This is a genomic window from Cryobacterium sp. TMT2-14 (assembly GCF_004402465.1).
Classification (GTDB): domain Bacteria; phylum Actinomycetota; class Actinomycetes; order Actinomycetales; family Microbacteriaceae; genus Cryobacterium; species Cryobacterium sandaracinum.
The window spans coordinates 13,063-32,623 of the sequence record NZ_SOFV01000028.1; the positions used below are offsets into that span (position 1 = coordinate 13,063).

The following is a 19,561-nucleotide window of genomic DNA, read 5'->3' on the forward strand; positions in this document are numbered from 1 at the left end:
CGGACTGTTGTCGGCGCGATTTGTGTACCAGCCTGCGGGGCTGCCGATGACGCTGGTGTTTTTCTGCCGCCCGCAGACGGCGACGGGTCTCGATAGGCTTTACCGCCGGGAAAGGTGAGGGGTCCTACGGGGTGGAGAGGATGTCCTTCATGACATCGATCTCATCGGTCTGGCTCGTGACGATGTTCGACGCCATGGCCTTGGCGTCCTCGTTTCGACCTTCATCCAGTTCCAGCTCCGCCATCATGATCGCGCCCTGATGGTGGACGATCATCTGTTCCAGGTATAGCTCGCCGGCCTGCGGGCCCGACGCATTTTCGAGGGCCATCATGTCGTCGTCGGACATCATTCCGTCGGAACCGTCACCCATCCCCGACATCCCATCCATGCCGCCGGTGCTGGTCTCATCGGTGCCCCACTCGGCGAGCCAGTCTCTGAGTTGCTCTATTTCCGGTTCTTGGGCGGCTTTGATCTGCGTGGCGAGGTCGGTGATGCGCACGTCGACCTCGTCCTTGGCGAGGATTTCCTCGCTCATCTCGACGGCTTGCTCGTGGTGGGGGATCATCATCTGTGCGAAAGTCACATCAGCCGACCCGAAAGAAGCGGACGCAGTGGGGGTGCTGGATGACCCGGACGAACTGTCGGGGGTTGTCCCGTTGGTGCAGGCGCTGAGCGTGAGCACGGCGGCAAGGGCCGCCCCCGTCAGAAGGTACTTACGTGATTTGAGCATTGTTTTTCCATTCATTAGTCAGACTTGAGAAACCGAGGCGCCGGCGGGCGCGAGGAAGCCACGCGTCCATGAGGGCGCGTCGGCGGCGGTTCGGTCTAAATGCGACTGATGGAAAGAATGGTCAGATTCGGCCTGTGAATATCCAGGACGAGGCGGTGAGAGAGCCGAGCGATGTGCCCGCCCGCGTCGAACAGTCTGCGGTACGTTGACGGTAACCGAGCCAGCAGGATCAGCGAAGCGAGCACCAGCAGGATGGTGCAGGTCATCGCGAGGATCGCACAGTCCAACATGCAATCGGAACAATCCACGACTCCGAGACCGGTGTGTGCGATGACGGAAACCGCCGAGACAGCGCCCGCCGTGACAACGGGGGAGACACCGACCTGCGCGGTGGGGTCAGATGCAACCGCGGTCCCACCCGTCTCGTGACTGGCATGCGTGGAGTTCATGGCCAGCACACCGAACAGGAGTCCGGCCATGGCGACCAACGCCACCAAACCAGACAGGAGGACAGGCCTCGTGCGGGGAACCACGTGTGCTGTGCTATCCAGCTTCATGTCGCCTCCGGTCCCGTTCCTGTCGCGGTTGGTTCCCGCGCATACCCCTCCACAGTATCGACTTTCACACTGCTCGACCTGTGAATGCGATCTCGCAGGTCACTTGATGGTGGCAGGACGTGCGGTGAGCGTTCCGGTAGGTATCGGGGCACCCGCCACGTTGAGTCCGCGAAAGCCGCGCAGCCGGAGGCTGTTGCTCACCACGAAAACAGATGACAGTGCCATGGCCGCGCCGGCGATCAACGGGTTGAGCAAGCCCAGCATAGCCAGCGGGATCGCCGCCACGTTGTAGGCGAAGGCCCAGAACAAGTTGGCCTTGATGGTCGACAGGGTGCGCCGGGAGAGTCGGATCGCATCAGCTGCTGCGATGAGGTCGCTTCTGACCAGGGTCAGATCGCTGGCCTCGATGGCGACATCCGTTCCCGTTCCCATCGCAATGCCCAGGTCCGCGGTGGCCAGTGCCACAGCGTCGTTCACGCCGTCGCCGACCATGGCAACCACGCGACCCTCGCTCTGCAGCTCCCGGATGATCTGCGCTTTCTCGGCCGGCAGCACACCGGCACGAACGTCGCTGATACCGACCTCAGCCGCAACGAAGGCCGCGACGGCCTCGTTGTCGCCGGTGAGGAGCACCGGCTGCAGACCCAGGCGACGGAACTCCGCGATCGCGGCAGCGCTGGTGTCTTTGACGACGTCAGAGACGGCGAGGATACCCCTGGCCTGGCCGTCCCAGGCGACGGCGACCGCGGTTCGACCCTGTGCCTCGAAGGCGGCCAGCACCGTCTCGAGCTCTGACGGAAGCGGGATAGTCCACTGTTCCGTCAGCCAGCGCGGACGTCCCACGAGAACGACCCGACCGCCGACCAGGGCTTGAACGCCGAGACCGTCCGTCGACGCGAAGGACTCGGGTGACGGTAGTTCGCCGGCGCGTTCCCGGGCACCAGACACAATCGCCTGGGCGATGGGATGTTCGGAACCCGTTTCCGCGGCTCCGGCGAGGTGAAGCAGGAGCTGCTCGTCTCCACCAGCGACGGGAACGGCGGCCACGAGCGTCATCCGGCCGGTCGTGACCGTGCCGGTCTTGTCGAGCACGATGGTGTCTACCCGGTGGGTTGATTCGAGAATCTGGGGTCCCTTGATCAGGATGCCCAACTGCGCACCACGCCCGGTGCCCACGAGCAGAGCGGTCGGGGTCGCCAAGCCGAGCGCGCACGGGCACGCGATGATGAGCGTTGCCACGGCCGCGGTGAATGCGACGACGGTCCCTGCTCCGAGCAGCAGCCAGACCACAAGGGTGGCCAGCGACAACCCGATCACGATCGGGACGAAGATCGCTGAGACCCGGTCGGCGAGGCGCTGTACCTCGGCCTTACCGGTCTGCGCCTGTTCGACCAAGCGGCCTAGCTGGGCGAGCTGCGTGTCCGCGCCAACGCGGGTGGCCCGCACGACCAGGCGACCACCCGAGTTCAAGGTGGCGCCGACCACGGCTGCGCCGGGCCCGACCTCGACCGGAACGGACTCGCCGGTGAGCATGCTGACGTCGATCGCCGAGTTACCTTCTACAACGGTTCCATCCGTGGCGATCTTCTCGCCGGGACGGACGACGAACTGGTCGCCGACGACCAGCGACGCGGTGGGGACGGTGGTCTCGACACCATCCCGCAGAAGGGTCGTCTCTTTCGCCCCGAGTTCGAGCAGCGCCTTCAGCGCGGCACCAGACTGTTTCTTCGCACGGGCCTCGAAGTAACGGCCGGCCAGGATGAACACCGTGACGGCGGATGCGACCTCCAGGTAGATTTCATCGGCACCGCTTCCCGGGGTGGCGGTAAAGCTGAAGGCCATGGTCATGCCCGGGACTCCAGCCATCCCCAGGAAGAGAGCGTATAGCGACCAGCCGAGTGCGGCGAGCACTCCGATACTGATCAGGGTGTCCATAGTCGCAGCACCGAGGCGCAAATTCACCCAGGCAGCGCGATGGAACGGCCATGCTCCCCAGACGGCGACCGGGGCGGCAAGGGTGAGAGCCAGCCATTGCCAATTGGTGAATTGCAGCGGGGGGATCATCGAGAGCAGGAGCACGGGGGTGGCGAGCACGGCGGACAGGATCAGCCGCTGGCGCAGGCTGGCCACTTCGCGGTCTTGGTCCGTGGGCACATCGAGTGTCGGAGCCTCAGGCGGTTTCGGACGTGCGGCCGTGTATCCGGTCTCCTCAATCACCGCGATGGCATCCTCAACCGTCGTGCCGTCAGGGATGAGGACACTGGCCTTCTCGGTGGCGTAGTTCACCGATGCCTCGACCCCGGGCATCCGGTTGAGTTTTTTTTCAATTCGCGCCGCGCAGGAGGCGCAGGTCATGCCGCCGACGAGAAGGTCGACCTGCTCTCCACTCATCGTGTCGCCGTGACCAGTTCGTAGCCTGCCTCATCGATGGCGGCGGCCACAGCGGCGGGATCGAGGGGTCTGGAGCTGGAGACGGTGACCACGGAGACGCCGCCCGGAACAAGGTCAACGTCCACGGCTTCGGCTCCGGCGACCTGGCCCACTTCGGCCGTCACGCTCTTCACACAGTGAGAGCAGGTCATTCCCGATACCTGGAAAGTGGTGGTCATGCCGGTAGGTTCTGCGGTGCGCTCGGATTTGTGATCGTGCGACCCGCACGTGCACGAAGAGTCAGTAAGACCAAGGTCGTTCTTATTCGACGTCGACATAGTATTCGCGATTCCTTTCGTTCCCCGGCGATCGAAGCAACCGTCGGGACGTACTTCCAGGGGATACACCCACGGTATACCCCAGGGGGGTACCCGGTCAACATGAGATCGGTGCGCACAGTTGGTCACCCCGCCGCGTGTGAGGTATACCACCCGGGGGTATACTCGGAAAATTCAAAGTGCCACCACTCGCCGGCAGGCCACCAGGATCGCGCGGGGCAGACCAGATCGGATACACAAACCAATGAGTGATTTCAGCGACAAGAGCGCGATGACAACCCACGCTGGCCCGCACGGCTATATATCGAGCAAAGACGCGTATGTGAAGCGCCTCCGACGAATCGAAGGACAGGCCAGGGGATTGCAGGGAATGGTTGCAGATGAGCTGTACTGCATCGACATTCTGACGCAGATATCAGCTATGACCAGCGCTCTGCAGTCCGTGGCCTTGGGCTTACTCGAGGACCACATGAGCCACTGTGTTGTTGCCGCTGTCGCTGCCGGCGGTGAAGAAGGCGACGCCAAGATCAAGGAAGCTTCAATCGCAATCGCACGATTGGTCCGCTCCTAACCTCCCCCATGCGCACTGCGCCGCCAGCGCCTAAGTACCTGGTGCTTCATCGTCGACGAGTCGCCAGAAACCACGGGAAGCTCCAACTTTGTTTCCGGGGACGGTTCGACGGTTTGCGTTGAGAAGCTGATTCCATTTGGTGTGGATCCGACCGGGATACGTGCCACAACGGTGAGCGACTTCAGATCGAGGACGGCGACCGTGTCTGCGGCCATGTTGGTGACGTACGCGTGTCGGCTGGAGGGGTCAATGACGACGCCGTGGGCGCCGTCGCCCGTCTTCACGCTCTTCACAACCTTGAATGTATCGACACTCAGGATCGAGACTGTTGTGCATGGTTCGTCGTCGGTGCCCTGGTTGGCTACCAATAGGTACTTGTTGTCCGAGCTCACGAACGTCTGGATCGGCCCGGAGCCGACCGCGGTCTTTCCGATCAGCTTGCGGGTGGCCACGTCTACCTTGGCAACGGCATTTTCCCCGCTAAGCGAGGCGTACCCGAAGCGTCCGTCCGGTGAGAATGCCACTTGGGCGGGCGCCGCGCCGACCTCAATCTCTGCGACCTGTGAGTTAGTTGCGGTATCGACGACGCCCAGAATCGTTCCGCCGATGTTGGCGACGTAAATCCATTTTCCATCGGGGCTTGGCCGGAGCCCGTGTGGGCCTGTCCCGACGGGGATGGTGGCCACCGACTGCATCGTCGGGGCATTGACTGCCGTCACGGTGTCGTCAGCGTTATTGGTTGTGTAACTCGTCGTGAGATCCGGAGTGACGACAACGTGAGCAGGCATGGCGCCGGTGGCGACCATTCCCGTCACAGCCAACGTAGATGCGTCGAGCTTGATCGCCATAGACGTGGATCCACTGACGGCCCACACGGACTCCCCATCGGCTGTCGCCTGCACATTGTGTGGGCTCTTAAGACCGGTCAGGGTGGTTGCGACCTTGTTCGAGGCCGCGTCGATGGCTGTCAGGCTGGCGCCATCTTCGTTGGCGACCCAGACCGTTCCAGTCACGAGACCTCATGCATGGCTACCCGGGCCTCCGGGTCATCGGTTGTGGTCATCAGAATTGCCGTCGCGGCCGCCACGATGACCAGGGGGATCGCGCCCATGGCCACTGCACGTCTTCTGTTCATTGCATTCCCGTCACTCATGCCGTTGTCTCTTCGGACGGACCCTCAGCGAGACCATGATTTGTCGAATTGTATTATTTACGATAATACTGCTTTCTAAACAGGCCTGAGCAAAGACGCGCCTGCGCATCGGCTGCTGATGCGGTCGCGGCGACCGGCGGTCAGAGCACATGCTCTCCGATGCCGCTGGTCCCGCAGCCCATGGCACGGTTCAATGTGTTCGACGCGAGGTCTTCAGGTAGCTGCAGATCTCGTCAGGATCGCATCCTGTCCGGCGGAGGAAGCGAGCCTCGATCCTCGACATAGTGCAGCGTTTTCGCCGTCATCCCGGCCACATCAGCCGTTCCTCCTATGCGCACCCTGTGCTCCTGCCATGACCGGACTCGTGGTCCGGCTTGACCTTCCAGCCGTGAGGAAGGTCGAGACTTGAGGTCCGTGCACACCGCACTGCGCGGCGGCAGCGCGATTGCCGATTGGAAGCACTTGGAGGATTCATGTGTAAAACAACGCCGACCGACTTTGACTTGGCGATCATCGGTTCCGGTGGTGCAGCATTCGCGTCCGCGATCCTGGCGACCAGGCTTGACAAGCAAGTGGTTGTGGTCGAGCGTGCAACTATCGGAGGCACCCGCGTTAACCCGTGATGTATGCCGTCTAAGGCCTTGTTGGCGGCCGCCGAAGCTCGCCATGTTGCCTTGGATGCGAGGCGATTCCCCGGCATCGCAGCCTCTGCGGAGCCGGTGGATATGAAGAAGCTAATCGAGGGCAAGCGCGCTCTGGTCAACACGATGCGGGCCAGCAATTAGGGGGGACTTGATCGCCGAATACGATTGGGCCTTCCGTCACGGCGACGCAACGTTCACGGGAACTACGGAGGAGCCGCTACTGGAGATCACCTTGGACGACGGCAGCGTGGAAACCATGCGTTCGGACCAGTACCTCGTGGCCACCGGCTCCGCCCCGTGGGCACCACCCATTGAGGCGTTGTCCGAGGTGGGCTACCTGACCTCGGCGAACGCCATGGAGCTAGACGAAGTGCCCGAGTCATTGCTGGTCCGGGGGGCTACGTGGCCCTCGAACAAGCACAACTGTTCTCCCGGCTCGGCTGCGAGATGACCGTCCGGGTGCGCTCCCGGCTGGTGTCGCAGGAAGAATCCGAGGGCACCCGCGACGGGATCGCCGAGGTGACAAGCGCCACCGGCAAGGAGACAATCCGGACCAGCAAGCTCCTCGTGGCCACCGTACGTAGACCCGCCACCGCGGACCTGCACCTCGACAAGGTCGGCGTCACAGTCGGGACACGAGGGCAGATCGAAGTCTCAGGCATGTTGACTCACACGAAGCCGTAGTCCTTCAGCTATTGGCCTTCTGAAGCCGTGTTGACGCCGATGTCCACGACCGGACCGCCGCGAGCCCGGCGAGCCCGGCGAGCCCGGCGAGTACGGCGATAGCGGCCAGGACGAGGGCAGTCGGGGCAAGTCCGAGCGTTGCCCCGAGGATCCCGGCCAGCGGGTAGGTGATGATGAAGCAGGCGGTGGAGAGCGAAAACTGGACGGCGAAGACCGCTCGCCGGTTGGTGTCGTCGGAGTAGCGGCGGAGGAGCCGGGCCGACGGCGTGAGGATCAGTGCGGTCGCGGCGCCGAGAACGAACCAGACCGTGAGCACGCCGGGCCAGGCCGGCGCGGAGTCCTGAGCCAGGACCAGCAGCGCGACGGCGACGGGCCCGCTCGGGAGGATGGCGCATCTGGTCAGCATCACGCGTCGATCCGGATAGCGATCCAGCACCCGCGGCAGGTTGAGGGCGACGAGCATGGAGCCGAGTCCGTAGCAGGCGAGGGTGATCGCGAAATCGACCTGGGTTCGTTCGAGGCTGTTCTGCACGAGGATGACGGTGTTGACGATCACCATCGCGGTAGACGCGGCGACGACGAGGTTCATCGCGAGCAGTGCACGGAGCGGCGGGGTGCGCCAGAACACGCGCACGCCTCGAGTGAGCCGGTCGACGAACGGTGCGGCTGCGGTGGATCTCATCGCCGGGAGGGTGGTGGAGAGCACGAGTGTGGCCGAGCCGACGAAGCAGAGCGCTGTTCCCACGAGCAGGGAATGGTAGCTGATCACGATCAGGAGCGCGGCCGCCAGGATGGGACTGAGCAGGGATTCCAGGTCGTAGGCCAGACGGGACAGCGCCAACGCCCGCGTGTATTCGCTTTTCTTAGGAAGAACATCCGGGATCAGCGCCTGGAACGCGGGCGTGAAGGTCGCGGAAGCGGCCTGCAGCACAAAAATGAGAAGGTAGATCTGCCAGGCCTCGGTGACGAACGGGAGCGAGATCGCAACCCCGGCCCGGAGAACATCTGAGGACACCAGCAGCACCTTGCGGGGGACGTGGCTGGTGAGCGCGGACACGACCGGGGCGACGCCCACATAGGCGAGCATCTTGATCGTCAAGGCGCTGCCCAGGACGATGCCGGCATCCCCGCCGGTCAGATCGAAGGCGAGCAGCCCCAGTGCGACGGTGAGCAGGCCGGTGCCAATCAGCGCCACAACCTGGGCGCTGAACAGTTTTCGGTAGGCGGTGTTCCGCAACACGTTACGCATGCGCGTCCACCTCAAGGTCTGTGCTGGCGGTGTCGTGCGGGTGCCGGTGGTGGGCCGGAACGCCATCGAGGGCGTGTTCGGCCTGAAAGATGGCGTCGGGGACAAGCTGGCGGGCGTGCTCGTTTGCGAGGCGATAGAACACCCGGGTTCCTTCGCGCCGGGTAGTCACGATGCGGGCGAGGCGCAGCTTCGCCAAATGCTGCGATACGGCGGCCTGGGACTTGTTGACGATTTTCGCCAGTTGGTTCACCGACAGTTCGAGTCCCGCAACGCGAGTATGACCCGGATGCGCGTGGCGTCGGCGAGCATCGCGAAGACCTCCACGGCCAACTCGACATACTCACTTTCTGGGCCGAGTGTGCAACCATCCTCATGCATTCATGCGCAGTGTGTTACACACGGGCGAGCACGTTGCGGTGGCTGATACGGCCAGGCTACGAGTGTCCACCTGTCGAGCCGGTCGATGAAGTTTCTGGCGTCTCCGCTGAATCCTCGTGCCGTCCCGGCGGACGCGCGGGGGTTGTAGAGAAGCCGGATGCTGATCAAACCCAGGTCGGGGGCCACCCCGCGCGAGAGCGTGGCTTCGGCGTTCACGCTGCCGCTTCCAGTGCTGGGACGGACTGCGCGGCTCCCAGCGCGGTTGTGCGGCTCAGCCGGCCCGCCCGGACGCCGTTGGCGATCACGACGATTTCGGCCAGTTCGTGGATCAGGACCACGGCGGCCAGGCCGAGCGTGCCGAATAGTGCCAGGGGAATGAGCACGGCGATCAGCAGCAGGGACAGGCCCACGTTCTGGAGCATGATGCTCCGGGTTCTCCGCGCGTGGTCGAGCACCTGGGGTAGGTGGTTCAGATCTTCGCCCATCAGGGCGATGTCGGCTGTTTCGATGGCGACGTCGGAGCCCATGGCGCCCATGGCGATGCCGGTGTCGGCGGTTGCGAGGGCCGGCGCGTCGTTGACGCCGTCGCCGACCATGGCTGTGGGCTGGCGGGCTTTGAGGGTGCGGATGATTTCCGCTTTGTCCTCGGGGCGGAGGTCGGCGTGGACTTTGGTGATGCCCGCAGCCTTCCCCAAGGCGGTGGCGGTGACCAGGTTGTCGCCGGTGAGCATGACCGTGGTGTATCCGGATGCGCTCAGCCGGTCTATGACCTGCCGGGTTTCGGGACGCAGCTCGTCACGGACTGCGATGGCGCCGATGACCTGCCCATTGTCCTCGATGAGGACAGCGGTGGCGCCGGCCTGTTGCATCCGCTGGACGTCGGCGGCCAGGGGGCCGGCATCGATCCACCCCGGCCGGCCGAGGCGTACACGTCGCCCGTCCACCCGGCCCTCCAGGCCGGCGCCGGGGACGGTATCCACGTCGGTGACAAACGCCCGGTCCGGAGCCGCGGCGAGAATGGCGTGGGCGAGGGGGTGTTCGCTGCGGGATTCCAGACCGGCCGCGAGGAAGAGGACATCGTCTTTGGAAGCGGATCCGGTGGTGGCGACATCGATCACGGCGGGTTTGTTGCGGGTGAGGGTTCCGGTCTTGTCCAATGCGATGGTGCGGATCCGGCCGAGGGTTTCCAGGGCACCCCCGCCCTTGATGAGAACGCCCATGCGGCTGGCGGCGCCGACGGAGGCGACCACGGTGACCGGGACGGAGATGGCCAAGGCGCAGGGCGAGGCGGCGACCAGAACGACGAGCGCACGTTCGAACCACACTGGTTCGCCGACGATGAAGCCGAAGATGATGATCAGGACTGCAACGATCAGGATGCCCGGAACCAGCTTGCTGGCGATCGAGTCGGCCAGCCGCTGACCGGGCCCCTTGCGGGACTGCTCGGCCTCCACGATCTGAACGACCCTGGCCACCGAGTTGTTCTCAGCGGTGCTGGTGACCTCAACTTCGAGCGGGCCTGTGCCGTTGATGGACCCGGCATAGACCTCGGTTCCCGGTCCCGCCTCGACGGGGACGGACTCTCCGGTGAGCGCAGAGGTGTCCAAGGACGTGCGGCCGATGATGATCCTCCCGTCGGTGGCTAGACGTTCCCCGGGCCGGACGACCATGCGGTCGCCGGGGGCGAGTGCTGACAGGGCGACGGTGACCTCGGCGCCGTCGCGCAGGACGATCGCCTCAACCGGGACCAGGTCCAGCAGTGCGCGCAGACCGCGGCGGGTTTTCGCCAGGGAGTATTCCTCAAGCCCTTCCGAGATCGCGTAGAGGAATGCCAGCATGGCTGCTTCCTCGAACTGCCCGAGCGCGACCGCGCCGGCGGCGGCGATCGTCATCAGTGTACCGACCCCGATTTTGCCTTTGAGCAGTCGTCGGAGGGTGGACGGAACAAATGTCCAGGCGGCAATCAGAAGCGCCATGATTTCCAGCGGTAGCAGCAGCCCCTGGGGGCCGCCGGTCAGCGAGACGATCCACGCGGCAAGGAGAAGTGCACCGGAGGCTGCCGCCGCCCGGATCTCGCTCACCTGCCAGAAACTGGCGGTCTCCTCCTCTTCGGATGCCTTGGTCCCGTTTTTCTCGTCGCTGCAACCGCAGGCAGCACTCATGGTGTGCGCTTCTTTGTCAGGGGGACGCCGGTACTGCCGGTGCCGTAGATCGGGCACAGGCTGACCGCGTTGCCGGTTGCGGCGAGTAGAACCTCGGCCTGGGCGAGCATGTCAATCAGCTCCGGACGAGACAGCGAGTAGTACACGCTGCGGCCCTGCATACGGCCTTCCACCAGGCCGCACTCACGCAGGCACGCGACGTGCGCCGAAACCGTGGACTGGGCGAGGCCCAGCTCGTCGGTAAGGTCACTGACCCGTACCTCGCCGCCGGCCATTCGCTTCACAATGCTCAACCGGGCTGGGTCACTGAGGGAGTGGAACAGCGCCGCCGCAGGATCGCGTTGCTCGCACCCATCGGACAGAACCGAAGATTTGATCGTCATTAAACGATGATAGCGCTCAAGGTGGATCCTTCTTCGCTCACCGCCGGGAGTCGGACATCGGCCCATCCGACGCGAGGGTAAGGGCGTTGTGCGTATACACGATGGCGGGACCCGTGCGGTGGATGGAGCGCCGGCGGATTGTGGACATCCGTTTTCTGGGCACCGCGATTGCCGTCGACTTCATCGTCGTTCCGGTGGTCGCGTTCGGCCCGTCACGATTCGTTGCCTGCGACCGGGCACTGCTCCTCGGTGCCCCGCTCGTGCTGCTGGCTCCGTGTGTCGACTATATGATCGTGTTCACCGGTCTGGCCGGCGGGGCACGTGAACGACTCCTGGCGGCCACACCTCTGCTGATGCTTCTACAGATTGTTCTACTTCCCATCTACCTGCTGCTGTTCGCCGGCCCGAACACCTCTCGATGATCGAGATCGAGCCGTTCCTCGACGCGTTCCTCGTCCTGATCGTGATTCCCCTGCTGGCAGCGGTCACGGTTCAATGGGTTGGCCGTCGGCACCGGTTCGGCCGGGCAATCGAAGCCGAGCAGATCCCAGATCGCGGCGGTAAGCATGCGGATCGCCTCGCTTCTGCTGGTGGTGACGCTGTACATCGCGTTCCCGGTCATCATGGTCGTCGTCGGGTTGTCAGCGAGTCGACTCGCACGCCTGGACGTGCCGGCGACCCGCGCGCTCGTCTTCAGCGGGTCCACCCGCAATTCCCTGGTGGTGCTCCCTCTGGCGCTTGCGCTCGCGGAGTCCCTGTCCGTGGCCGCACTGGCCGTGGTGACCCAGACCCTCGTGGAGCTGGTCGGCATGGTGATCCTCGTGCGTCTCGTACCTCGGCTCACCGGCCAGCGTCGAGCCGCCGACAAAATCGCACATCGATGACGGATGTGGCGGCGCATCCAGTGCCGCCTTCGGTCTATGAGAGGCCTTTCACTCTGTGTACGGCACGCGCGAGGATGTGACCAGAAACGCACCGAAGACCCCTTGGCGTGACCAGAGTTGGCCCGTATTCGTCCGTGCCAGCGCGTGCACTTGCCACATCAAAACCGCGAAAATCCGCGGCATTTTGCCCCTGTAGCGGGTGGGCCGCACGGCCGAGACTACTGTCAGTTGTTTGGGTTCGAGTCCAGGCACCTCAGCACTACCGTGAGTTTTTATGAAAACCTGAGATTTGCGTATTTCCAGTCACACTGTTCGCACCGGGGACACTCAATCGCTGTCGTCGGCATGGTGTCTGTGAACGACGTCAGGGCACTAGGGAAGACTCTTCCCATGACGAGTGGAGAGTGACATGGTGACTGCGCGCCGAGGAGTGCCGGAAGTTGATGCGATCGTGGTCGGCTCCGGGCCCAACGGCCTCGCCGCCGCGGTCACCCTCGCCCGGGCCGGATTCTCTGTGCGCGTCTACGAGAAGTCCGCCGGCGTCGGTGGCGGCGCCGCGACCGCAGAACTGACCTTGCCGGGCTTCCACCACGATGTCTGCTCCGCCGTGCACCCACTCGCGCTGGCTTCGGAGTTCTTTCAACGATTCGGGCTCGCGGATCGGATCGAACTGGCAATTCCCGAGGTTTCCTACGGCCACCCGCTGCCGGGCGGCACCGCCGGCCTCGCCTACCGCAGCTTGACGCGCACCGTCGCCGAACTGGGCAGGGACGGCGCGGCCTGGAATCGGTTGTTTGCGCCCCTCGTGGCGCATGCCGAGCAGGTCGCTCAGTTCACCGGTGCGCAGCTCCTGCGACTGCCGAAGCATCCGGTCACCGCGCTGCGCTTCGGCTTACGCTCCCTCGAACAGGGCAGCCCGCTCTGGGGCCTGCGCTTCTCGGGCGAAGCCGCGCCTGCCCTGCTCTCCGGCGTCAGCGCCCATACGATCAGGTCGATGCCGAGCATCGTCACAGCCGGTGCGGGCCTCACCCTCGCCACGTATGCGCACGCGGGCGGCTGGCCGATACCGGTCGGCGGCAGCGGCGCGATCGTGACCGCGCTGGTCGACGATCTGCTCGCTCATGGCGGTGAGATCGTCACGTCGACCGAGGTGCGGCGGCTGAGCGAACTGCCGCCGGCCCGCGTGGTGATGCTTGACCTGACGCCGCGTGCGCTCCTGCGACTCGCCGAGGGCGAGCTTCCCGGCGCCTACGCGCGACGGTTGCGCGCCTTCCGGTACGGAAACGGCGTCGCCAAGGTCGACTTCGCGCTTTCGGGTCCGGTGCCCTGGCAGGCTGCCGGGGTGCGGGCGGCTGGCACCGTGCACGTGGGCGGCACTCGGGCTCAGATCCGGCGAGCCGAGAACACCGTTGCGCGTGGCGGACACGCCGAGGAGCCGTATGTTCTCGTGTCCCAGCCCAGCGGCACCGACCCCAGTCGCGCGCCGGCCGGTCAGCACACTCTTTGGGCGTACACCCATGTTCCGCGCGGCTCAACCATCGACCAGACCGAAGCGATCGTGCGCCAGATCGAGCGCTATGCCCCGGGTTTCCGTGACACGATCCTGGCCAGCGCCGGTCGCACCGCGACGGAGATGGAACAGCTCAATCCCAACTACGTCGGCGGTGACATCTCGGCCGGCGAGGTGAGTCTGACCCAACTCGTGCGCCGCCCGGTACTGTCCACTGACCCTTGGCGCACCCCCCTGAGCGGCGTGTACCTGTGCTCGTCATCCACACCGCCGGGCCCCGGCGTGCACGGCCTGGCCGGCTGGTACGCGGCCCTGAGCGCTCTTCGACACGACCTCGGGGTGCGCACAGCCCCCGATCTTTCCCCGACTAACCAGAATTAGGTGACACAGTGGCCGTGACCTACCGCACCATGGGCTGTCCGCCCGAGAACGTTTTCGCCGTCCTCGCTGACGTCTGGCTGTACCCGAGCTGGGTCGTCGCAGCCTCCCGCATGCGGGCTGTCGACGCGGCCTGGCCGACAGCCGGAAGCTCCATCCATCACTCGGTGGGCGTCTGGCCGGCTCTGATCGACGACTCCACCTCTGCTCTGGAGTGGGAATCACCTGTGCACGCGCTGTTCACGGCCCGTGGCTGGCCGATCGGGGAGTTCCACGTGGCCCTCGATGTGAAGGCACGAGGTGGCGGATGCGTCGTGCGCATCACCGAGGACGCCACCGCCGGCCCCGGCCGGTTCGTGCCCTCCTTCCTGCGCGGCCCGGCCATCAGTACGCGAAACGTGGAGACTTTGCGCCGGCTCGCTTTCCGGGCCGAGGGCGGTGCCGAGAGGGGCCCGAGAGCGCTCACCGACGCGTGACCACCCCCGGTACCGCGGCCATGATTGAGATGACCTAGTCCCAGTCCCAGCACGCTGGAGCGGACAGGAACAGCCGGGTCACGGGTGACCTCGGCCAGCAGATTACCCAGTGAGGTGTCTGCGGCTTGTCCCTCGGATGGGACGGGCCAACATATTATTGACGGCGCTGCCGCGGCCGCGGTGAAGAGAGTCGTGCCGTTCCATATGCACCTGGAAGGACCACAATGTCAAACGTCATCAATCATCTGCCGGCGCAGTCCCGTATGAGCGCAGGGAACCCGAAAAAGTGACCATCCCGAATCGTTTAGACGCCGATGAGTACGACCGGCCTCGACACAAGAAGTCCGACTCCGTGTCCGATCCCGCCGCGCAATCGGGGAAGTAGATCGTGTTCCTTCTCTTCGGCACGCGTGCGCATCGTGCCGTAATAAATGTTGTCTCGTTTGTGTGCGGATATTGTGGGATTTTGGCCCAGCAGCGGGTGGTGAAAAAGTCGACGAAGTTTACGCTGTTCTTAGTGCCATTGTTTCCCCTTGCCAGGTCGTACGCCAACGAGTGCACCAACTGCGGTGGCACCACACGACTCACCGCCACCCAGGTTCGGCACTCATTGGATTGGGCGACATCACGGGCCGCAGAAGACTAGGAAAGTTCGAAACAACGAATAGCTGTCTGCCCTGAGCCCGTGCCGCTGCGCACTGGCAGATCACACGGACGCGGTCATCGTCGACGGACAGGCCTGGTTCGGAGAGCAACGCCCGAAGTCCTTCGGGAAATGGTTCGATTGAGTCGACCGCGTTGCAATGGTGGTCCGTCTATTCGCTGCTTTTGGTTCGTCGCGGATGGCACGTCGACTGTCAGGCCGATGGGGAGAAGGCGTCGAGGGAGTGACGTGCGATCGGGTTGCAGTCGAGGGCGTTGCTGAGATCTTCTGGTGCCGCGGGCGCGTCGACATCCCTCATCGTGTTCCACGCCCCGGTCGCAGTGGCGACGTCGACCAGCTGAAGGGTGTGGTGGTCGTCGATCTCTCGCCGTTCGCCATCGCTCCATCCGAACACGTCAAGATGGTCGAAGACGACTTCGTCGTTGATGGATCGTCCGGGCGCGGCCTTGAGGAAGGTGACCAGCCAGACGGGGTCCTGCCGGGCGTAATATCCGGTCTTCGCGTCGGCCAGCCCGACTGAACACGAGCGCGACGGCGGAGGAGAGGCTGTTCATCATCCGCGGAGCGCCGAGTTCAGTCTCGAACCAATTCGACGGAGATTCTCGTGTGAAACTGCATTTCGGGCGGATTTTCGGCAAATTTTGGCAAAATCTCCGTCGAATTCGTTCAGGACGGAGTTGTCCATCCGTGAAACCGTTACCGCCGAAAGCGATTGGTGCGCACTCCCCTCACACCACCGCGAGCGCCCGTGAACATCCATAGGGACGATTTCTGTCATCCGACGACTCTCAGGATCAGTCCGGTCGGGCGTCTAGGATCGAAAGTCCACGACGTCCTGGAGGAATCTTATGAAGTGCCCAAATGACTCAACCACCCTCGTGATGAGCGAACGCAGTGGTGTGGAAATCGACTACTGCCCCGAATGCCGCGGCGTGTGGCTGGACCGCGGCGAACTCGACAAGATCCTCGACCGCGTGGAAAAGGAAGCCGCCCAGGCAGCGCCGGTCCCACCGGTCGCCGGGGCACCGGTTCAGCCGTATCCGGACACCCGCAACCGCGCGCAGTACGGCGAGCGCGACCGGAGGTATGACGACCGAGACCGTGGCTACGACAACCGTGACGGGTACCGTCCCAAGAAAAAGGAGAACTGGCTCGGCGAACTCTTCGGTTAGACGTTCGCGGGCTCACCCGCTCACGGCTCGGCGTCTCTATTTGTGAGCAACCTCCCAGCGGGATTCCGAGCCGACTGTCAGAGCCCCGGCGTAGCATCAGGATATGAATCGTTTCGGAACAGGTCGTTGATCATGTCACGCAATTCAACCAAGTGGCTTCCCGCCATCGTCGTTCCGGTTGTCATCGCCGCCGGTGTGATTGCTGTACCTCTGCAGGCCGGTGCAGCCGTCGATCTGCCCGACAAAACGCCCGAGCAAGTGCTACTCATGGTCAGTGACAGCACCATCAGTGCGTTCTCCGGCACCGTCGAGAAAACAGCCGAGCTGGGACTACCCGACATCGACCTGAGCGCCGGCATGTCCGAGTCCATGAGCGACTCGATGGCCGAATCCGCACCGGAAGGTACGACCGAACCGGGGGCGGCGGCCACCGGAGCGCTCGCCTCCGTGATGGAACTCTTCAGCGGCTCGCACACGGCCCGCATTTATGTGGACGGCAGTGACTCCGACGGCCCCGCGAAAGCCCGCGTGCAGATCCAGGACCGCATGGCCGAACGCAACGTGGTGAGTAACGGTACGGATGTCTGGACCTACGACTCCGAGACCAACACCGCCAGCCACCTGACCATCCCCGCCGACGCCCGGGCCATCGCCGAGGCGAAGTTCGCCGAAATAGTTGACTCTGCCCCGGCCGGCCTGTCGACGCCCTCGCAGGTTGCCGAGCGCTTTTTGAGCGAGATCGACCCGAGCACCACCGTCTCGGTCGGCACCGACGGCACCGTGGCCGGTCGCACGGCCTATGAGCTGGTGCTCACCCCCAAGACCACACGGACCCTGGTCGAATCGGTGTCGATCTCGGTCGACTCTGAGACGGGGGTGCCGCTGAAAGTCACCGTGCGCGCCGACGGCCAGGAAGACCCCGCTCTTCAGGTCGGCTTCACCGCCGTCGACTTCAGCACCCCGTCCGCCGATTTGTTCGACTTCAGCCCGCCAGCCGGCACCACCGTCGAAGAGGTCGCCCTTCCGGTCATGCCCGAGATGACCGAGATGCCCGCCGACCAGGCCAAGCCTGAGATTCCGGCTGAGAAGCTTCCCCTCGTGACGGGAAGCGGCTGGGACGCCATCGTCGAAGTGCCCGCGGCATCCGTTCCGTCCGAACTCAACGCCAACCCGCTCATGTCGGAACTGGCGACCGCGGTCGACGGTGGGCGACTATTCTCAACAGCCCTGGTCAACGTGTTTCTCGCCGATGACGGCCGTGTCTTCGCCGGATCCGTTCCGGTGGAGATGCTCCAGGCCGCCGCCGCCCAGTGATCACGACACAGTGACAGCCGCAACCCCGGCTCCCGATCTCGCGATCGAGAGCCGGGGTCTCACCAAGCGCTTCGGCGAGCAGATCGCCGTGAACGAGATCGACCTGGCCGTCCCGCGCGGAGCGGTCTTCGGATTCCTCGGGCCGAACGGCTCCGGTAAGACCACCAGCATCCGCATGCTGCTCGGCCTAACCCAGGCCAGCAGTGGGCAGATCAGCGTGCTGGGGCAGAGCATGCCCGACAGTCTGCACGCGGTGCTGCCGCGCGTGGGCGCCCTCGTGGAGGGGCCGGCGTTCTACCCATTCCTCTCCGGAGCCGCCAACCTGCGCCGGCTCGACACCGCCGACCGCAACGCGCCGTCTAGCACGCGAGGCGCCCGGGTCGAGCAGGCGCTGGCGCGCGTGGGCCTGACCCACGCCGCCGGCAAGAAGGTAGCTGCCTACTCGCTGGGCATGAAGCAGCGCCTCGGCATCGCCAACGCGCTTCTGCAGCCGCGCGAGCTGCTCGTGCTCGACGAACCCACGAACGGGCTCGACCCGCAGGGCACCCGCGAGGTGCGCAGCCTGGTGCGGTCGCTCGCGGCCGAGGGCACCACGGTCTTCGTCTCGAGCCACCTGCTCGCCGAGGTGGAGCAGATGTGCACTCACGCCGCGGTGATGAGCGGCGGCAACCTCGTGGCCCAGGGCACGCTGGCCGACCTGCGCCACGTGGGCCAGACGCGGGTCCGCGTGCGCACACCGGATGCCGCCGCGGCCGCAGCCGTGCTGACCGGCCTCGGTCTGGCACCCGTGCACAGCGACGTGCCCGAGCAGGACCCCTGGGTCGCGGCTCCGCTGCCCCGAGAAATGTCGGTCGACCTGACCGGGCAGCCGGAGTCCATCGTCACGGCTCTCGTCGCCGGTGGCGTGCGCGTGCGCGGTTTTCTGATCGAGGAATCCAGCCTGGAAGAACGTTTCGTGGCCCTGACCGGAGAAGGTTTCGATGTCCTCCAATAGCGTGGCGAGCTCGAAGGTGTCGGGCAACGGCGTTCCGAGCAGGCGCCGATCAGCCGGACCGGCCCTGCTCGGCTCCGAGCTAACGGTGCTGTTCCGCCGCCGCCGCACCTGGGCGATGCTGGTCGCCATCGCTCTCATCCCCATCCTGCTCGCCGTCGCCGTGCGGCTTTCGTCGGAGACCTTGGCACCGGGAGAGGGCCCGCCCTTCCTGGACCGGGTCACCCAGAACGGCCTGTTCGTGGCGTTCACCGCCATGATCGTGGCCATCCCGTTGTTCCTTCCGCTCACCATCGGCGTCGTCGCCGGCGACACCATCGCGGGGGAGGCCGGGCAGGGCACCCTACGCTACCTGCTCGTGGCCCCGGCCGGGCGTTTGCGCCTGCTACTCGTCAAGTACGCCGGCGTCGCTGTGTTCTGCCTGGCCGCGACGTTGACCCTTGCGGTGGCCGGGACCCTGATCGGGGCCGCACTGTTCCCGGTCGGGCCGGTGACACTGCTCTCGGGCGATGTGATCAGCGTGCCGGAATCGCTGCTGCGCTCCGGGCTGATCTCGCTCTACGTGACAGTCTCACTGCTCGGCTTCGCGGCGATCGGGTTGTTCATCTCCACCCTCACCGATGTTCCCGTGGGGGCGATGGCCGCCACGGTCGTGGTATCGGTCGTCGTGCAGATCCTCGACGTGCTCCCGCAACTGTCGTGGCTGGATCCGTGGCTCTTCAGCCACTACTGGCTGGGCTTCGCCGACCTGTTGCGGCAGCCCATGGACCTGGGCTCGTTCGGCGACAACGTGCTCCTGCAACTGGGCTACATCGCCGTGTTCGGTACCCTGGCCTACGGCCGGTTCTCCACCAAAGACATCTTGTCCTGACCCTGTGTCCGGTTGGGATCACCACGCCCGAACAGCCGACGACGTTTGGCCCGCGGATGCTCGACACCTGTCGATCAGGTCT

The 19,561-nt window shown here is 64.9% G+C and carries 21 protein-coding genes and 1 pseudogene; 10 read left to right on the plus strand and 12 right to left on the minus strand.

Annotated elements, in window-relative coordinates; genetic code table 11:
* Window positions 1-124 precede the first annotated feature (124 nt).
* The 4 genes from E3O28_RS10490 to E3O28_RS10505 all read right to left on the minus strand — a co-directional run bounded on the left by E3O28_RS10490 (window position 125) and on the right by E3O28_RS10505 (window position 3,896).
* A complete protein-coding gene (locus tag E3O28_RS10490; protein ID WP_198411565.1) occupies window positions 125-730 on the minus strand; it encodes a DUF305 domain-containing protein in 606 nt (201 codons plus the stop codon).
* Between the two features lie 95 nt (window positions 731-825).
* Complete coding sequence (locus E3O28_RS10495) at window positions 826-1,287, minus strand: hypothetical protein (RefSeq protein WP_104102956.1); 462 nt, start codon at window positions 1,285-1,287, stop codon at window positions 826-828.
* 99 nt (window positions 1,288-1,386) lie between these two features.
* The gene (locus E3O28_RS10500; protein WP_134415871.1) at window positions 1,387-3,678 is read right to left on the minus strand and encodes a heavy metal translocating P-type ATPase; all 2,292 of its coding nucleotides are present in this window, start codon (window positions 3,676-3,678) and stop codon (window positions 1,387-1,389) included.
* Entirely contained in the window at window positions 3,675-3,896 is a 222-nt protein-coding gene (locus tag E3O28_RS10505; RefSeq protein ID WP_134341785.1) for a cation transporter, read from the minus strand. Before E3O28_RS10505 ends, E3O28_RS10500 begins: the two co-directional genes overlap by 4 nt.
* Before the next feature lie 343 nt (window positions 3,897-4,239).
* On the opposite strand from E3O28_RS10505, the gene E3O28_RS10510 reads away from it, so the two are divergent.
* Window positions 4,240-4,566 (plus strand): metal-sensitive transcriptional regulator, encoded by a 327-nt coding sequence (locus E3O28_RS10510; protein WP_166785345.1) that lies wholly within the window; start codon window positions 4,240-4,242, stop codon window positions 4,564-4,566.
* Here the strand turns inward: E3O28_RS10510 and E3O28_RS10515 are convergent.
* Both E3O28_RS10515 and E3O28_RS17260 read right to left on the minus strand, forming a co-directional pair.
* Window positions 4,563-5,579 (minus strand): beta-propeller fold lactonase family protein, encoded by a 1,017-nt coding sequence (locus E3O28_RS10515; protein ID WP_134415873.1) that lies wholly within the window; start codon window positions 5,577-5,579, stop codon window positions 4,563-4,565. The genes E3O28_RS10510 and E3O28_RS10515 overlap by 4 nt on opposite strands.
* The gene (locus E3O28_RS17260; protein ID WP_277874714.1) at window positions 5,576-5,701 is read right to left on the minus strand and encodes a hypothetical protein; all 126 of its coding nucleotides are present in this window, start codon (window positions 5,699-5,701) and stop codon (window positions 5,576-5,578) included. Before E3O28_RS17260 ends, E3O28_RS10515 begins: the two co-directional genes overlap by 4 nt.
* A 1,064-nt stretch (window positions 5,702-6,765) precedes the next feature.
* Between E3O28_RS17260 and E3O28_RS10520 the strand changes: the two genes are divergently transcribed.
* Window positions 6,766-7,047, plus strand: a complete 282-nt coding sequence (locus E3O28_RS10520) for a hypothetical protein (RefSeq protein WP_134415875.1) — start codon at window positions 6,766-6,768, stop codon at window positions 7,045-7,047.
* 4 nt (window positions 7,048-7,051) lie between these two features.
* Here E3O28_RS10520 and E3O28_RS10525 read toward each other — a convergent pair whose 3' ends face one another.
* The 4 genes and pseudogenes from E3O28_RS10525 to E3O28_RS10540 all read right to left on the minus strand — a co-directional run bounded on the left by E3O28_RS10525 (window position 7,052) and on the right by E3O28_RS10540 (window position 11,219).
* A complete protein-coding gene (locus tag E3O28_RS10525) occupies window positions 7,052-8,296 on the minus strand; it encodes an MFS transporter (RefSeq protein WP_134415877.1) in 1,245 nt (414 codons plus the stop codon).
* Window positions 8,289-8,674, minus strand: a pseudogene (locus E3O28_RS10530) (metalloregulator ArsR/SmtB family transcription factor). The gene E3O28_RS10525 and the pseudogene E3O28_RS10530 overlap by 8 nt, the downstream one beginning before the upstream one ends.
* Window positions 8,675-8,886: 212 nt before the next feature.
* Complete coding sequence (locus E3O28_RS10535) at window positions 8,887-10,836, minus strand: cation-translocating P-type ATPase (RefSeq protein WP_134415879.1); 1,950 nt, start codon at window positions 10,834-10,836, stop codon at window positions 8,887-8,889.
* Window positions 10,833-11,219: a metalloregulator ArsR/SmtB family transcription factor gene (locus E3O28_RS10540; RefSeq protein WP_134371653.1), complete on the minus strand. Its 387-nt coding sequence runs from the start codon at window positions 11,217-11,219 to the stop codon at window positions 10,833-10,835. Before E3O28_RS10540 ends, E3O28_RS10535 begins: the two co-directional genes overlap by 4 nt.
* 122 nt (window positions 11,220-11,341) lie before the next feature.
* On the opposite strand from E3O28_RS10540, the gene E3O28_RS17000 reads away from it, so the two are divergent.
* On the plus strand, window positions 11,342-11,641 hold the full coding sequence (locus tag E3O28_RS17000; protein ID WP_241973095.1) for a hypothetical protein: 300 nt from the start codon (window positions 11,342-11,344) through the stop codon (window positions 11,639-11,641).
* Here the strand turns inward: E3O28_RS17000 and E3O28_RS17005 are convergent.
* Complete coding sequence (locus tag E3O28_RS17005; protein ID WP_241973090.1) at window positions 11,602-11,787, minus strand: hypothetical protein; 186 nt, start codon at window positions 11,785-11,787, stop codon at window positions 11,602-11,604. The two genes, E3O28_RS17000 and E3O28_RS17005, sit on opposite strands and share 40 nt — an antisense overlap.
* Here E3O28_RS17005 and E3O28_RS17010 point away from each other — a divergent pair.
* The 3 genes from E3O28_RS17010 to E3O28_RS10555 all read left to right on the plus strand — a co-directional run bounded on the left by E3O28_RS17010 (window position 11,786) and on the right by E3O28_RS10555 (window position 14,467).
* A complete protein-coding gene (locus E3O28_RS17010; RefSeq protein WP_241973091.1) occupies window positions 11,786-12,103 on the plus strand; it encodes a hypothetical protein in 318 nt (105 codons plus the stop codon). The genes E3O28_RS17005 and E3O28_RS17010 overlap by 2 nt on opposite strands.
* A gap of 409 nt (window positions 12,104-12,512) precedes the next feature.
* On the plus strand, window positions 12,513-13,994 hold the full coding sequence (locus E3O28_RS10550; RefSeq protein WP_134415881.1) for an NAD(P)/FAD-dependent oxidoreductase: 1,482 nt from the start codon (window positions 12,513-12,515) through the stop codon (window positions 13,992-13,994).
* A gap of 8 nt (window positions 13,995-14,002) precedes the next feature.
* On the plus strand, window positions 14,003-14,467 hold the full coding sequence (locus E3O28_RS10555; protein ID WP_174721898.1) for an SRPBCC family protein: 465 nt from the start codon (window positions 14,003-14,005) through the stop codon (window positions 14,465-14,467).
* 857 nt (window positions 14,468-15,324) lie between these two features.
* Here E3O28_RS10555 and E3O28_RS10565 read toward each other — a convergent pair.
* Entirely contained in the window at window positions 15,325-15,525 is a 201-nt protein-coding gene (locus tag E3O28_RS10565) for a hypothetical protein (RefSeq protein ID WP_134415885.1), read from the minus strand.
* A 454-nt stretch (window positions 15,526-15,979) separates the two neighbouring features.
* Between E3O28_RS10565 and E3O28_RS10570 the strand changes: the two genes are divergently transcribed.
* The 4 genes from E3O28_RS10570 (at window position 15,980) to E3O28_RS10585 (ending at window position 19,479) form a co-directional block, all read left to right on the plus strand.
* Complete coding sequence (locus tag E3O28_RS10570; RefSeq protein ID WP_134415887.1) at window positions 15,980-16,303, plus strand: zf-TFIIB domain-containing protein; 324 nt, start codon at window positions 15,980-15,982, stop codon at window positions 16,301-16,303.
* 132 nt (window positions 16,304-16,435) lie between these two features.
* Window positions 16,436-17,617, plus strand: a complete 1,182-nt coding sequence (locus E3O28_RS10575) for a DUF2092 domain-containing protein (RefSeq protein WP_134415889.1) — start codon at window positions 16,436-16,438, stop codon at window positions 17,615-17,617.
* Between the two features lie 10 nt (window positions 17,618-17,627).
* Window positions 17,628-18,611 (plus strand): ATP-binding cassette domain-containing protein, encoded by a 984-nt coding sequence (locus E3O28_RS10580; RefSeq protein WP_233191527.1) that lies wholly within the window; start codon window positions 17,628-17,630, stop codon window positions 18,609-18,611.
* Complete coding sequence (locus E3O28_RS10585) at window positions 18,598-19,479, plus strand: ABC transporter permease subunit (protein WP_104102992.1); 882 nt, start codon at window positions 18,598-18,600, stop codon at window positions 19,477-19,479. The genes E3O28_RS10580 and E3O28_RS10585 overlap by 14 nt, the downstream gene beginning before the upstream one ends.
* Window positions 19,480-19,561 lie beyond the last annotated feature (82 nt).